General features: G+C 41.0%; 14 protein-coding genes and 1 other annotated feature. All 14 genes read right to left on the reverse strand.

From position 1 onward, the window contains the following. Positions 1-260: 260 nt before the first annotated feature. Positions 261-563, reverse strand: a complete 303-nt coding sequence (locus ACWPVL_RS02235) for a DUF1827 family protein (RefSeq protein ID WP_005590795.1) — start codon at positions 561-563, stop codon at positions 261-263. 99 nt (positions 564-662) lie between these two features. Continuing rightward, positions 663-1,115 (reverse strand): NUDIX domain-containing protein, encoded by a 453-nt coding sequence (locus ACWPVL_RS02240; RefSeq protein ID WP_015605494.1) that lies wholly within the window; start codon positions 1,113-1,115, stop codon positions 663-665. A 193-nt stretch (positions 1,116-1,308) separates the two neighbouring features. Beyond that, entirely contained in the window at positions 1,309-4,101 is a 2,793-nt protein-coding gene (gene ileS, locus ACWPVL_RS02245; protein ID WP_454386542.1) for an isoleucine--tRNA ligase, read from the reverse strand. Between the two features lie 45 nt (positions 4,102-4,146). Continuing rightward, positions 4,147-4,349 (reverse strand) — a binding site (T-box leader). Then, the gene (locus ACWPVL_RS02250; protein WP_454386544.1) at positions 4,349-5,134 is read right to left on the reverse strand and encodes a DivIVA domain-containing protein; all 786 of its coding nucleotides are present in this window, start codon (positions 5,132-5,134) and stop codon (positions 4,349-4,351) included. It overlaps the preceding feature by 1 nt. 9 nt (positions 5,135-5,143) lie before the next feature. Continuing rightward, positions 5,144-5,929, reverse strand: a complete 786-nt coding sequence (locus ACWPVL_RS02255; protein WP_454386546.1) for a YlmH family RNA-binding protein — start codon at positions 5,927-5,929, stop codon at positions 5,144-5,146. Then, a complete protein-coding gene (locus ACWPVL_RS02260; protein ID WP_080978279.1) occupies positions 5,923-6,198 on the reverse strand; it encodes a YggT family protein in 276 nt (91 codons plus the stop codon). The genes ACWPVL_RS02255 and ACWPVL_RS02260 overlap by 7 nt, the downstream gene beginning before the upstream one ends. Before the next feature lie 3 nt (positions 6,199-6,201). Then, complete coding sequence (locus tag ACWPVL_RS02265; protein WP_454386549.1) at positions 6,202-6,768, reverse strand: cell division protein SepF; 567 nt, start codon at positions 6,766-6,768, stop codon at positions 6,202-6,204. Between the two features lie 9 nt (positions 6,769-6,777). Beyond that, a complete protein-coding gene (locus ACWPVL_RS02270; protein ID WP_454386550.1) occupies positions 6,778-7,449 on the reverse strand; it encodes a YggS family pyridoxal phosphate-dependent enzyme in 672 nt (223 codons plus the stop codon). 4 nt (positions 7,450-7,453) lie between these two features. After that, positions 7,454-8,719 carry a cell division protein FtsZ gene (gene ftsZ, locus ACWPVL_RS02275; RefSeq protein WP_125371315.1) on the reverse strand — a complete coding sequence of 422 codons (1,266 nt, stop codon included), beginning with the start codon at positions 8,717-8,719 and terminating at the stop codon, positions 7,454-7,456. A 16-nt stretch (positions 8,720-8,735) separates the two neighbouring features. Further along, positions 8,736-10,100 (reverse strand): cell division protein FtsA, encoded by a 1,365-nt coding sequence (ftsA, locus tag ACWPVL_RS02280; protein WP_454386553.1) that lies wholly within the window; start codon positions 10,098-10,100, stop codon positions 8,736-8,738. A gap of 123 nt (positions 10,101-10,223) precedes the next feature. After that, on the reverse strand, positions 10,224-11,417 hold the full coding sequence (locus tag ACWPVL_RS02285) for a cell division protein FtsQ/DivIB (protein WP_454386555.1): 1,194 nt from the start codon (positions 11,415-11,417) through the stop codon (positions 10,224-10,226). Next, entirely contained in the window at positions 11,414-12,484 is a 1,071-nt protein-coding gene (locus tag ACWPVL_RS02290; protein WP_454386557.1) for a UDP-N-acetylglucosamine--N-acetylmuramyl-(pentapeptide) pyrophosphoryl-undecaprenol N-acetylglucosamine transferase, read from the reverse strand. The genes ACWPVL_RS02285 and ACWPVL_RS02290 overlap by 4 nt, the downstream gene beginning before the upstream one ends. Position 12,485: 1 nt before the next feature. Then, positions 12,486-13,838 carry a UDP-N-acetylmuramoyl-L-alanine--D-glutamate ligase gene (gene murD, locus ACWPVL_RS02295; RefSeq protein ID WP_454386826.1) on the reverse strand — a complete coding sequence of 451 codons (1,353 nt, stop codon included), beginning with the start codon at positions 13,836-13,838 and terminating at the stop codon, positions 12,486-12,488. Between the two features lie 393 nt (positions 13,839-14,231). Beyond that, complete coding sequence (locus ACWPVL_RS02300) at positions 14,232-14,489, reverse strand: DUF3165 family protein (RefSeq protein WP_005590808.1); 258 nt, start codon at positions 14,487-14,489, stop codon at positions 14,232-14,234. Between the last annotated feature and the right edge of the window lie 33 nt (positions 14,490-14,522).

Here is a 14,522-nt window from a genome sequence, read left to right on the forward strand (position 1 = left end):
TAAGTTATTTTACCATAATTTATCATAAAATAAAGGTGATTTCATAAAAGAAAGAATAAAAATGGAAACATTATTAAGTTCGAAGAACTTGGCTAGTCAGAAAAGATCACACAATTTAAAATCTAAATCAGACAAATAAAAAAACACCTGAAAGCAAGAGCTGAAAAGCGGAGTCTTTCAAGTGATTTTGCTATTACCTCCATCGGGAAGCAAAGAATACAATTGAGAATGTAAAACTGTTTAAACCCGTAAACAAGTCATTATCCTTTAATCGGGATCGAAATCTCAATCAAACTATTGGCATAGATCGTCCGAATGGCAGAGGCGTCAATATTCTTTTGGTCAATTTTTCGTTTCAAAAAGAATTCTCTAATTTTTTCAATTTCTTGCTCTCTGATTGCGCGATGCTTATTTGAAATGAGAATTTCGTAATGGCTAGGGGCCTCTGTGAAAATAACATCACTATTGCCCGCAGAATAAACCTCTACAAGCGTTGCGTCTGTACTTTCCAACTGATTTTTTACTAATTCTGCGTGGGTATTCGTCGTATTTATAAGCTTCATTCATTTGCCTCCTACCTTAAATCGTCGCTATTATTATAACACGTTTTTCCGGAATTGTGAATGATTGCCTGTAATTTATATCATTTTACATATAGCAGGCTAGTTATTCTGATATTTACGCTTCCACTGCTCAATTCCCCATTTATGACTGCCACGTTTCAATTTTTCAATTGCAAGATCGACAGGAAACCATGCTAGATTATTGAAGTCTTCCAGCGGCTTTTCTACTTCCTGATAAGAAAGGGCTTCGTAAATATAGGCAGGATTATAGAAATGCGTGTCCCGATGGCGAGAATAAAAATACTCGTCCGCCTGGCCAAAGTAATCTCCTACTTGGATGCTAAAGCCAAGCTCTTCCAGCAATTCCCGCTCGAGAGTAGCCAGCTGGTCCTCTCCTTCTTCCATTTGTCCTCCAGGAAGAAACCACGCACCATTAGGTGCCTGTACCAAAATGATATTTTCTTTCTTTTCATCCGGAATCACTGCGTAAACTCCATAGCGTGTCACATACTCGACATTTTCCTCATGAACTCCAAAAACTGGATGGGTCATTATCTTTCCTCATTCCTTCTAATCTTTACTACTATCATAAATAACTTATACTAGCCTGTCAAGAGTTTGAACTTATTTTTTCAGCTTTCACAAGAAGGCTTAGCCCCTTAGTTCTCAAGTAAAAAAGCCCGCCTCAGTTGAGACGGAACTTCTTCTACTAGCCATCAGTCAAACCTAGTCATGTTAGACTGGATTATTTTTCTTCAAATCCTTCTGCAACTGCGTCTGCAAAGTTTTCTTCTACAATGCTTGCACAGTGGTCACAAATAACTGCATGATAGCTACGGTCTGCAGTAGTTGGATCGATACGACGGCAACGGTCACATACTTCACCTGCAGCACGTTCAACTGTAAAGGCAACATCCTCAAAACTAACTGCGCCTTCTGGAGCTGATCCTTCTGCAATGGTCAATTCTGACACGATCAAAAGTTGAGCTACATTGCTATCCACTGCTCCAAGGAGAGTTTTCACTATTTCATTTGGATAAACTGTCAAGTGTGCTTCAAGTGATTTACCGATCACTTTGGCATTACGGGCTTCTTCCAAGGCTTTTTGAGCTTGTCCACGGAAATCCATGAAGGCTGCCCATGTATCCAAGATTTCTTCTTGGTTAGCAAAGATTTCCGCTTCTGGTAGTTCTGACAATTGAACGAAGTCTTCTGCTTCATGCTCAAGATATGACCAGATTTCCTCTGCTGTATGAGGCAGGATTGGTGTCAAGAGCTTCGTGATTTTGACAAGAATGTCATAGAAGACAGTCTGCATTTGACGGCGCTCAAGTGATTTGGCACCTTCGATGTAGACAACGTCCTTGGCAAAGTCAAGGTAGAAGGCTGACAAGTCAACGTTAATAAAGTTCACCAAGGCCTTGTAGATTGTCAAGAATTCAAAGTTGGCATAAGCATCACGAATAGTCTTGACAAGCTGGTTAAAGCGGATGGTCATGTACTTGTCAACGGAACGAAGCTCATCGTAAGCCACTGCGTCTTGAGCTGGGTTAAAGTCTGATGTATTAGCAATCAAGAAACGAAGAGTGTTACGGATCTTACGGTAAGTTTCCGAGACTTGGCTCAAGATATCCATAGAGATACGCACGTCGTTGCTTGAGTCAACACTTGTTACCCAAAGACGCAAAATTTCAGCGCCGAATTGTTTTTCAACATCGCTTGGAGCAATGGTATTTCCAAGAGATTTAGACATCTTCTCACCCTTACCATCAAGAGCAAATCCTTGTGATAAGATTTGTTTGTATGGTGCTACGCCATGGTTGGCAACAGATGTGATGAGTGAAGAGTTGAACCAACCACGGTATTGGTCAGAACCTTCTAGATAGAGATCAGCTGGGTATTTAAGCTCTGGACGGTTTACCACAACTCCATTCCATGATGAACCTGAGTCGAACCAAACATCCATGATATCCGTTTCTTTCTTGAACTCGCCATTTGGTGAACCTGGATGCGTAAATCCTTCTGGCAAGAGGTCTTTGGCATCACGTTCCCACCAGACAATAGAGCCGTGCTCTTCAAAGAGTTGAGCCACGTGTTCGATGGTTTCAGCTGTCATGATTGGTGTTCCGTCTTCTGCGTAGAAGATAGGAAGGGGAACTCCCCAGGCACGTTGACGAGAGATAACCCAGTCGCCACGGTCACGAATCATGTTGTAAAGACGCACTTTCCCCCATTCTGAGTGAAATTTCACTTTTTCAATTTCATCCAAGATTTCTTGGCGGAATTTAGATACAGAGGCAAACCACTGTGGCACTGCACGCCAGATGATTGGTTTTTTCGTACGCCAGTCAAATGGATATGAGTGAGAGATTTCTTCTTGGGCAAGAAGGAGGTTACCAAGTTTTTCGATAACAGTTGGAACCACCTTGTCATAGAATTGACCCGCAAAATCAGGACCAGCATTTTCCATCATAATACCGCGTTCGTTAACTGTTACAGCAACTTCAAGGCCGTTGGCAACACCGACATTGTAGTCATCCTCACCAAAACCAGGGGCTGTATGGACAATACCAGTACCAGAGTCAGTCGTAACGTGGTCACCAAGGATCACCAACTCATCTACAGCTGTATCCCATGGGTGGACTGTCACAATGTGGTTCAATTCTTGACCACGGTAGGTCGCCAAGACTTGAACATCCGCCCAACCAAATTTCTCAGAAAGACTATTCAATAATTCTGAAGCAACTACAAACTTACGAGATTCACCAGCTGGTTGTACCAATACATAATCAATATCTGCTCCAACTGTCAAACCACGAGATGCTGTGATGGTAAAAGGAGTTGTTGTCCATACAACGATATAGGTATCCGTATCTAGCACACCTTTCCCATCTTTAACTGGATTGGCATAGTAAAGGGAAGTTGAAAGCAAGTCATGGTATTCAATTTCCGCTTCAGCCAGGGCTGACTCAGATGACCATGACCAGTAAACTGGCTTGGCACCACGATAGATATAGCCTTTCTTAGCCATTTCACCAAAGACACGGATTTGAGCTGCTTCATAGTCTGGAGTCAAGGTCACATAAGGGTTTTCCCAGTCACCAGAAACACCCAAGCGTTTAAAGTCTTCTCGCTGTTTGTCAACTTGAGAGAGAGCATACTCACGGCAAAGTTTCAAGTACTCAACCAAGTCCATTTCTTTGCGTTTAACACCCTGTTTTGCCAAAACTTGCTCGATTGGGAGACCATGAGTATCCCAACCTGGGATGTAAGGCGCATAAAATCCTGACATCGATTTTGAACGAACAATAATATCTTTAGAAATCTTGTTCATAGCGTGTCCAACGTGGATATTTCCGTTTGCATATGGAGGTCCATCATGCAAGGTGAAATGCGGTTTTCCTTGGTTCAATTCTTGACGACGTTGGTAAAGTTTAGCTTCTTCCCATTCTTTTTGCCAAACTGGTTCTTTGGTTGGAAGGCCAGCACGCATTGGAAATGCAGTTTTCCCAAGATTCAGGGTATCTTTGAGTTTCATTATATCTCCTTTATTATATAGACAAATTAAAAACCACGAATCGTTAAAAAGGACGAAAATCGTGGTACCACCTTTGTTTAGACAGGAAAAATCCTATCCCTCTTAGCCTGTAACGTAGGCGGACGTCGTTTCTTACTCGATTCAGAAACGATGAAGCAGAATGATAAACCAAACAAAAGGGATTACAGGTCTCTCACCACCACCTGCTCGCTGAAAATATTCTGTCTGATTTGTGTTTCTGCACTTATTATAAAAGATCTACTGGAACTTTAGAATCTTCATCCAAATCTGAAAGTTCTCCAGATTCTAAAATTTCTTTCTGTTGTGCTTGGATCAGCTCTTCATCTATAGTCTGAAGAGTCTGTGTTTCTGCCAAATCTCGATTTGCTTGCTCAATTCGTTCTTGCAATTCAGCTAATTCTTCAGGTGAGAATTGGCGCGTAACATCTACTTCTTCCTCTAGCTCGACTTTTTCTCCAATCGCTTCTTCAACCACTTCTTTAAAGGCTTCATCACTGGTTTGGAGATAGGCAGCAGTTGGGCGAAGGATATCTTCCCAATCTGGAGAGTCAACAATACTTAGTTGACTTTCAATTGTCGATTTGAGACGCTGATGGAAGACACGCGTTTTATTTTTCAATTCTTCTGTCTCAACAGCTACTCTTTTGGCGTTATCTGTAGCCTGACGAAGAATATCATTTGCCTTATACTTGGCTCTATCTAATAAACGTTGCGCATCTTGCTCTGCTTGCTGCACAATATTTCCTGAACGTTCTTGTGCTGCCTGCTTGACCCGCTCTGCTGTATCTTGTGCAATCAAAACAGATTGGCTGAGCGAGTCTTTCATTTCATCAAAATAAATTAGACGTTCTTCAAGATTACGGATTTTTGCTTCTTTCTCACGATTCTCACGGATTAATTCCTCATAATCATTGACAATGATATCAAGAAATTCTTCAACTTCATCAATATCGTACCCTCTAAATCTGGTTGAAAAACCTTTATCTCTAATATCTAATGATGTTAGTGCCATGTTCCCTCCTTATTTACTAGGTAATAATTCAACTGTTAGTTTATGCTTCCCATTTTTGGAAAAACCATTTTCTGTTAAAATCTTAAATCTTCCATATTTCCTAACGCTAATCAAATCCCCCAGAGAGAGCTGTTGGCTAGGATTATCAATGGTTCTGTAGTTCTGCTTTACCTGCTTCCCCATGATTAGTTCCACAGCTTGACTACGTGACAACTTAAAGACTGTGGCTACCAGCTTATCCAATCTGAGACTAGAGACCAAAACATCTGTTGTTTTAGTAGCTGGTGAGTCTTGTAACTGATCTCTGAAATCAACTCTTCTTAGCCGAACTGGGACTTTAGCTATTTTAGAAACATTCGTAATGAAATATTCTTCTAATCTTCTATCCACAAATACTTGTGCACGGTCATCCACGACGATAATATCGCCAAACGTCCGCCTCTCAATCCCTAGCTGATGCAAAAGAGTTCCCATAATTTGTGAATGAGTCACCTTATAGAACTTACTTGCATAGGTAATCTCTAGCAAGACCACATCAAAATCTTCGAGTTCTAATTGATAATAGCTAGGTGCAATCAACACTTTAGCAAACTCACTTGGAAAATAATCTGAACTAGCAAATACTTGCACATCATATTGCTTACTCAAATTTTTGAGAATATTGACCTGATGAGGATTCAAAAAAGCAGTCGTCTCATAGCTATATTGATTTTCTACTCTTTGAAGCAATTCCATGCTTTTATCCAGAAAATCTTGATCATCCTGAGAATAATGCTGATAGATACTGTTTACCATAGCAATAACAAGGAAGCGAGGAAGTGTAGAAATAAGGTATCAAGCACTCTCAAGGCAAAAAGTGCCGCCAGAACAGTAAAGTCTAATCTACCAAACTGCAAAGGCAACCTGCGGAACAAACGCAAAAATGGTTCAACCAGAGAACCGACAAGCCTTCCTAGGGCTGTTTGGTAAGCTCCAGGGAACCAAGACAAGAGTGCATAGATGAAGACGAGAAGGGAGTAAAGATCAATTAGATTAGAAACTAATTTTAAAATAAAGTAAATCATTAATTATCTGCTGCGTTTCATATCAAAATCGTATTCACTCAGATCCACATCGTTGGGAAGGCGAATATCTTCTACATTGACGACAACATTGATTGGAGTGAGCAAGTACATGGTACTAGCAACTTTTCTCAAGTTCCCAGCCAAAACATAGCGCGCCCCATCAAGATAATCCAAGCAACGTCTTGCTTGTACCTCTGTCATATATTGAAAATCAATTAAGATACTCTCATTCGCCACAAGTAAATCAACAACCTCTGTTGCTTCCTCATATTTTTTCGGATAGCGAACATCAATCGTAACCTTCTCACTAGATTTCACTCGATGCTGAGCCAGTTCTTGTTGGCGAGCATGCAATCTAGTAATATTTTCCGTTGCAGGCTTTTGTTGGACTTGTGAAGAAGCTGAACGAGTACGTGCGTTTTCCTTTGCCGATGCAGCCGGAACTGGCTCGATCTCTGCAGGCTTCAAAACAGAATCAGATTCATCTGAAGGCTGTACTGATAAGTCAGACTTCTCTCCATCTTCTGTAAAGTATTCTATAAATTTATCAAATTTATCTTTAAATGACATTGTTCTTTCCTATTTAAAAAATGCTGTTCCGATTCTGACATAGGTTGAGCCGTTGGCAATCGCTTCTGGATAATCACGGCTCATTCCCATACTCAAATCAGAAAAGGGCATGTTTTTTAACTGTTTGCTTTGTAAGTTTTGTTGAAGCTGATGTGCCTCTGAAAAAATCTGATTCAGTTCTTGATGATCAGCTTCGAGTGGAGCCATGGTCATCAGGCCAACAATGCAAATGTTTTCTAAGGCTGCAAGCTCTGGTAAAACACTATCTAGTTCTTCAACTAAAAAACCGTGCTTGCTTTCTTCTTTTGAGATATTGACTTGCAAGAAACAATTAATCACATGTTCTGCTCGCTTGTTGATTTCTTGAGCCAATTTGACAGAGTCTAAAGCATGGAAATAATCAACATAGTTGATCACATCTTTCACTTTTCTTCTCTGCAAACTACCAATTAAATGCCAAGTAAGATTCTCTTCCTTTAAGGCATGATATTTTTCAAGAAACTTATCTACTCGATTTTCTCCAATATGTTTGATTCCTGTATCCACGAGTTTTTTCGCTGTTTCACAGTCAACATACTTGGTAACCGCAATAATGTTTACGGAGTCCTTCAATCGATTTTCTTTTTCAACTATTTGAGCAACATTTTGAAAAATTAAATCTTTATTTGCTTGAAAATACATTTAATTAGCGATTTCTAAAGAATGGCGGTGTTTCAAGTTCGTCATCTTCTTCCTTAATATCTGTAAAGCGCTCTACACGGCTAGAAGGCACAGGTTCTGCTTGACGAACGATTGATTCACGGCGTAAATCCCAGTCTCCAAAGGCAGAAGCTCTAGAAGTTTCTACAGTTGAGCGATGAGAAGGAGCTGGCATTTCTCTTGTTTCTGCCATATCGAAGTTTCGATCATAATGAGCAGATGATTGTGCTGAGCGTACTTGCTCAGCTCGGCTCGCAGGTTTAACGCCTTGCAATCCACTTACCTTATCAACCTTATCCTCTTTAACACCTGTTGCAACAACAGTCACACGGATTTCATCCTTCATAGATTCATCAATAGAAGTACCGAGCCAGATGTTGACACCATGACCAGCTGCCTGATTAACGATTTCAGAAGCTTCTTCCGCTTCAATCAAAGTCATATCTAGGCCACCAGTAACGTTGACGATCACGTCTTCTGCACCATCAATAGTTGTCTCAAGAAGTGGAGAGTAGATAGCTTTACGAGCTGCTTCGATAACGCGTTCTTCACCGCTTCCGATACCGATACCCATCAAGGCATTACCTTTATTTTCCATAACAGTCTTCACGTCTGCAAAGTCAAGGTTGATCAAGCCAGGGCTGGTAATCAAGTCAGTAATACCCTGAACCCCTTGGCGCAATACGTTATCCGCTTCACTCAAGGCTTCGAGAAGCGGAGTTTTCTTGTCAACAATTTCCAAAAGATTGTTGTTTGAAATGATCAAAAGAGTATCTACATGTTCACGCAGTTCATTGATTCCTTCAACGGCAAAATTACCACGCTTGTTTCCTTCAAAGCCAAATGGACGAGTCACAACTGCTACAGTTAGGGCGCCTACTGATTTAGCGATGCGAGCAATAACTGGTGCTGCTCCTGTACCAGAGCCACCACCCATACCAGCAGTGATAAAGACCATGTCTGCTCCTTGAAGGGCTTCTGTCAAAACTTCTTCGCTTTCTTCAGCTGCTTTACGACCAACCTCAGGTTGACCTCCTGCACCCAGACCACGAGTCAACTTAGGACCAAGCTGGATAACTGTTTCTGCTTTTGCACTGCTAAGTGCTTGCACATCTGTATTTGCTGCGATAAATTCTACGCCAGCAAGACCTTCATCGATCATACGGTTAATAGCGTTTCCGCCGCCACCGCCGACACCAATTACTTTAATGACTGCGCCTTGTGCAGCAGCCGCATCAAATGAAAATGTCATAATCTATTTATTCTCCTTACTCAAACATATTCCCAATTAAATTGCGCATCTTATCTGTAAGACTAGCTTTTGGTTCCTCTTGTGGTTCTTCATTTCTAAGCGGTGCAATTTCTGGTTCCACCTCTTGAACTGGTTGAACTGGTTCAACCGGCTGATGATCAAAGCGAGGTACTCTATGACTTGGACGTTCAAAGCTAGTTGCTTGATGACGCAACTGCTCGTCTCCACGAACAGCAGCTTGTGCAATTCGATCCACTTCGGTCAGATTGCCAGCATACTCTGAAAGACTAATCACGTGGGCAAAAGCTGGATTACGGATACCGATTTGATTTGGTACGTATAATTTAGCGTGAACGCCAAATACTTCCTGAGCTAATTCTACAACGCCAGGCAAGATCGCTCCACCACCAACGATGACGATACCGCCAGGAAGATCTAACACGTGTCTTCTATCTAAATCTTGCTTGATTTGTTCAAAAACATGTTTGATACGAGCAGAGATGATCTCAGCTAGATAGGTTTCTGTTATTTCAACTGGATTAACTTCCCCGATGACTTCAACTGGGAAAGATTCTGTGCCTGCAAATGGTACATAAGCTACACCATAGTTAAATTTCAAGCTTTCTGCCAATTTCTGAGAAGTTTTCAAGACTTTTGAAATGTCTTTCGTGACATAGTCGCCGCCTTCTTGATAGATATTTGTAAACTGTAATTCTTGATTTTTTACAGAAGCAACTGTAATTTGTCCGCCACCCATATCAATGACTGTCGCACCAAACTCCCGTTCTCCTTCGTTCAAGATGGATTTTGTCATCGCTAAAGGAGAAATGATGATATTCTCCAATTTCACTCCTGCACGCTCTACTGTCTTACGGAGATTATGCAGGATTGTACGAGGACCAGTGTAGAGTAGGCCGCGCATTTCTAGGCGAATCCCCATCATACCACGAGGATCACGGATCCCTTGGAAGCCATCAACAACAAACTCTTCTGGGATGAAGGTAATTACTTCACGGTCAGGAGTCATGCTCTTGGTCAAGGCAGATCTTACAACGCTCTCGACATCTTCATCGGTAATTTCTTTGGAGTCACTAGTCACAGGAATCATTCCTTGAGTTGGCTCAATTTGCAGTAAATTTGCAGGCAAGCCAACATTCACTAGTCCAATTGAAATCCCCGCTTTTTCCTCTGCTTGAGAAATTGCTGACTTAATAGCCGCTGCTGCTGCTTCAATATCGACAATAATCCCATCTTTAACGCCAGCACTCTTTGCATTGCTGACTCCAATAACATTCATTTCACCGTTGATGTGCTCTGCCACCAACACTTTAATTGTGCTACTTCCTATATCTAATCCAGTAAAAAAGCCATCTCTAGCCATTACATCAGTCCTCTCTGTCTTCCACGTTTCCATTCTAATACAAATAACTCTAGAAAATAGGGTTATCCAAACTTTATTATATCATAAAAATACGAAATTGGCGCAGTTTTTTATCTATAATAATTAGTTATTTTCAGAAATCTCTGGCTTTTCTGCCTGAGATTGAGCAGAATGCTCGGTAGATTGCTCTGCATGTTGAGTTGAAGATTCTGTATCTTGCGCATCGTTGCTAGCTTCATGGATAGCTTCATTTTCTGTGCCTTGCGCGTAGCTAAAAATACCAGCCTCCATATCAACCACACTTGGCACTTCCAACTGAGGATGAATTCCTTCATAGTAAGGAAGTTTCTTAGCAATATGAGAAATAGGAACTAAAATTTGGTGTTCATCAGACATGGTAATAGTCACTAAATCCTCTGTCACCTTGCTAGGAGTTAAATCAACTTTTCTTATGCTCTTTTTGACTGAATCGGGAACATTCTTCAGTTGTTGAACAAACTCCTTGATCAAACCTGCATCCGAAAAGGTCACATCCATCCGTTCTTCTGGCAAGGCATCAGCCGCAACCTCATTTTTTACGTATTCTCCACTGGTTAAAATAGGATAATACTTAGAATCTTTCTGCAAATAACCTAAAATGCCATATTCCTGAACATCGATTTTGAAAGTCAGTGGGAATTGATAGGTCATCTCTACATTTTCAATCCAGGGGCTAGAAGCTTTCAGATTTTGCTCATAATGATGGCGATTTTTGTAAACAGTGACAGTGTAATCGCGCTGATCGATTTTGCTACTGCTTCTTAGCTCCTCCTGACTCACAACCTTGTTCCCAGTAAATTCAATGGTCTTCATGGTTGCCAGCGGTGTAAGGAAATAAAGGGAAGCTAAAAAGATCAGAGAACTTGTCACTAAAACAGGCAAAGCTCGATACCAATGAATTTTCTCAATTGGAACTTTTGAAAACTCAACCTGCTCTACTTCTTCCTCTTGCTCTTCTTCTTGTTCTTGGACTTCCTCTTGCTCCTCAACTTCAGATTCACTTTCAGAATCTTGAACTTCATCTTCTTTCTCACTTGTCGGAGAGTCTGTGTCAATTTCTTCAGAAACTGTATCTTCTTCGTTAGAAGGCTCCTGATTTTCCAGTTCTGCCTTCATTTCTTCTTTTTTCTGCTCTAGTTCAGCTCTTTTTTTCTCTAACTCAGCTTGCTTTTTTGCCTTTTCTTGAGCTTTTTTCTCAAGATACTCTTTGTTTCTGACTTGCCATTCAGAAAGAGAAAGTTGAGCCGTTTCTTGCTTGTCTTCCTTGCTTTTTTTCATTTTTTCCCTTTGTTAATATCTTGCTTCAAAATTTCATAAAATTCATCTACTGATGTTAATTCAGGTGCTTTTTCCATTCGTTGATAGTAAGCATCCTTTTCTCTTAGTAAATCATCCACTGCTACTTGGAGATTGACCCGATTCAAGTTTTCTTCATTGATTTTAAGCGCATAGCCTTTTTCCAAGAAGTAGTTGGCATTTTCAATTTGATCTCCTCGACTTGCCCCCAGCCCCAAAGGTACAATTACTTGCAACTTCTTCATCGCCAGTAATTCAAAAATAGTATTGGAACCACCTCGTGTCACGACGACATCTGCCATAGCCATCAGTGGCTGATACAGATCTGTTACATAGGACACCCGGTAGATACGATGGGAAAGCTCATCCAAGCTGGCATCGCCCGTCAGATTGATAATATTGTATTTTTCAATCAAGCGATCCTTGTTTTTTGTAATAAAATCATTGAAAACTTTCGCACCTCCTGAGCCCCCGACAAAGAGCAAGGTAGGTTTTCCTTCTGTGAAATGAGCCTTAATTTTCTCAATCTCAGCCGGTTCCGTTTGAGGGAGGGCAGCAATCTTGGTCACCGCTCCAACATGTTCAGCCTTGCTCAGTCCTTCTGCTTGTTCAAAAGTCGTGAACATCTTTGTCGCGCATTTATAACCAATTTTATTAGCCAAACCAAGCGACAAATCAGACTCATGGATAAAGACTGGAACGCCCGTCACCTTCGCAGCAATCACTGGTGGAACAGATACAAAGCCTCCTTTTGAAAATAGGGCTTTGGGACGGACTTTTAGCATGATGCCCAACGACTGGAGAATGCCACCTGCCACTTTAAAAACATCCCAGAGATTCTGCCAAGAAAAATAGCGACGGAGCTTGCCAGTTGCAATCGAATGGAAAACAACAGGTAGACCTGATTTCTGAATTTCCTTGTACTCAATCCCATGACGGTCACCGATATAATGGACTTCCCAGCCCTCTTCGATAAATTTAGGCATCAGCAAAAGATTGAGGGTCACATGGCCAACTGTCCCTCCGCCTGTAAATACTATTTTTTTCATTTTATTCCTTTAATTCTTTAAACACGGCAAGAAATTCATCGCCCCGCACTTCAAAATTCTTATACATATCCCAGCTGGCATTGGCTGGACTGAGAAGAACAACATCCCCAGGCTCCGCCACAGAAAAGGCTTTGCGAGTAGCATCTCTGACATCTGAAGCGTCCAGATAGCTCACTTCTGCCTGATCCGCAGCCCGCTTAACACGCGCAGCCGATTCTCCCAAAATCACCATCTTTTTCAGGCCCTTGATATCTGGCACCAATTCATCAAATTCATTACCACGATCCAGACCACCAGCAATCAGAATGACCTTGCTATTGTCAAAGCCTGACAAAGCTTTTTGTGTCGCTAAAATATTAGTTGATTTACTGTCATTGTAAAATTTGACTTGATTGATTTCGCCCACATACTGGAGACGATGCTTGACACCACCAAAATGAGCCAGAGTTTCTCTAATAACTTGATTGTCAATCCCACGAAGTTTGGCTACTGCAATGGTTGCTAGAGCGTTTTCTACATTATGGCTACCAGGAACGCCTAGTTCAGAAGCTTTCATAATGGCTTCCCCACGGAAAGTCAGCACATCGCCGTCCAAGTAAGCTCCATCGACCTTTTCTTTAGTTGAAAAAGGAAGCACTTTGGCAGCCGTCTTCTTAGCCAATTCTTTCGCCAAATCTTGATTGAAATTCAACACGACATAGTCAGAAGCTGTCATATTTTTTTGGATATTCCACTTGGCCGCCACATATTCCTCAAAAGATCCGTGATAGTCCAGATGCGTCGGCATCAGATTTGTAATCACTGCTATTTCTGGATGGAAAGCTTCTATTCCCATTAGTTGGAAAGAAGAAAGTTCCATGACCAGAGTATCTGTTTCACCCGCATCTTGGGCAACTTGACTAGCTGGAAATCCGATATTTCCTGACAAGAGGCCATTTTGACCGCCTGCTGTTAGCACCTCCGCAATCATGGTCGTGGTGGTCGTTTTTCCATTGGAGCCAGTAATCCCGATAATCGGTGCATCCGAAATCAGATAAGCCAGCTCTACTTCAGTAATAACAGGGATCTTCTTTTCCAAAGCCCTCATGACCATAGGATTATTGTAAGGAATGCCTGGATTTTTCACCATCCATTCAAAATCTTCATCCAACAATTCTAATGGATGACCACCAGTTATGACCTTAATTCCTTCTTCCAGCAAAGATTGGGCAGCTGGATTTTCCTCGAAAGGCTTCCCATCATTGACCGTCACAATCGCTCCCAGTTTATCCAAAAGACGGGCAGCTGACTCCCCTGATTTGGCCAAACCCAACACCAAGACTTTCTTATTGGCAAATTTTGAAATAGTCTTCATCATGTACCTCTTCATTCATACTACCTTCTATTTTACCTTTTTTTGCGAAAATAAAAAAGTCATATCAGCCTTTTATTTTAACTGTTATCAGCTTTTAATAAATAAGAAGAAATATTATTCTATTGAAATCCTTGCAAAACCTATTTATATAGGCAAAAACCATCCAAAACATTTAATTACCAGTGTCTTATCAAACCCGACCTACTCACTGATTATCAACAGCATTCAAAAAACATGTTCTCGCTAGATGAGAAACTACCAGTATTTGTATGTCATTTCTAGCCAGCCAAAACCACCTTAAAAGAATCTCGCTTTAGATAAACAAAAGGAATTAGGCTACTGAAAGTCTACACGACCTTTGAAATCCTAATTCCTTCCTTATAATTTATGGGTTTAAAGTTCTTTTGATTTCTGAGATGGTACTAGACGCTCGATGTCCATCAAGGCCCACACTGTTATAATAATCAAAAAGATACTCACAAATAATTCTCCAGGCAATTTAAAAATTTGAAAAATTGCCAAAGCAAGCAAAATGATCAAGGCAACCAGCAAAAGTACAAATGTCAAGACATTCAGCGTTCCCTTAATACTAGTTGGAATGGCAAATACATAGAAAAGCAGGATTAATATTCCAATAATCAGGTAAATCATGCTGCTCCTTTCTACCATCAGTCAACTCAATGA

This window comes from Streptococcus sp. Marseille-Q8145, assembly GCF_965112035.1.

What these genes read in the sequence shown, in the direction of transcription:
- ileS (WP_454386542.1), bottom strand. Translation starts at nt 4,101, where the DNA reads ATGAAACTCAAAGATACCCTGAATCTTGGGAAAACTGCATTTCCAATG.
- ftsZ (WP_125371315.1), bottom strand. Translation starts at nt 8,719, where the DNA reads ATGACATTTTCATTTGATGCGGCTGCTGCACAAGGCGCAGTCATTAAA.
- ACWPVL_RS02250 (WP_454386544.1), bottom strand. Translation starts at nt 5,134, where the DNA reads ATGGCACTAACATCATTAGATATTAGAGATAAAGGTTTTTCAACCAGA.
- ACWPVL_RS02260 (WP_080978279.1), bottom strand. Translation starts at nt 6,198, where the DNA reads ATGATTTACTTTATTTTAAAATTAGTTTCTAATCTAATTGATCTTTAC.
- ACWPVL_RS02255 (WP_454386546.1), bottom strand. Translation starts at nt 5,929, where the DNA reads ATGGTAAACAGTATCTATCAGCATTATTCTCAGGATGATCAAGATTTT.
- ftsA (WP_454386553.1), bottom strand. Translation starts at nt 10,100, where the DNA reads ATGGCTAGAGATGGCTTTTTTACTGGATTAGATATAGGAAGTAGCACA.
- ACWPVL_RS02285 (WP_454386555.1), bottom strand. Translation starts at nt 11,417, where the DNA reads ATGAAAAAAAGCAAGGAAGACAAGCAAGAAACGGCTCAACTTTCTCTT.
- ACWPVL_RS02235 (WP_005590795.1), bottom strand. Translation starts at nt 563, where the DNA reads ATGAAGCTTATAAATACGACGAATACCCACGCAGAATTAGTAAAAAAT.
- ACWPVL_RS02240 (WP_015605494.1), bottom strand. Translation starts at nt 1,115, where the DNA reads ATGACCCATCCAGTTTTTGGAGTTCATGAGGAAAATGTCGAGTATGTG.
- ACWPVL_RS02290 (WP_454386557.1), bottom strand. Translation starts at nt 12,484, where the DNA reads ATGAAAAAAATAGTATTTACAGGCGGAGGGACAGTTGGCCATGTGACC.
- ACWPVL_RS02265 (WP_454386549.1), bottom strand. Translation starts at nt 6,768, where the DNA reads ATGTCATTTAAAGATAAATTTGATAAATTTATAGAATACTTTACAGAA.
- ACWPVL_RS02270 (WP_454386550.1), bottom strand. Translation starts at nt 7,449, where the DNA reads ATGTATTTTCAAGCAAATAAAGATTTAATTTTTCAAAATGTTGCTCAA.
- murD (WP_454386826.1), bottom strand. Translation starts at nt 13,838, where the DNA reads ATGAAGACTATTTCAAAATTTGCCAATAAGAAAGTCTTGGTGTTGGGT.
- ACWPVL_RS02300 (WP_005590808.1), bottom strand. Translation starts at nt 14,489, where the DNA reads ATGATTTACCTGATTATTGGAATATTAATCCTGCTTTTCTATGTATTT.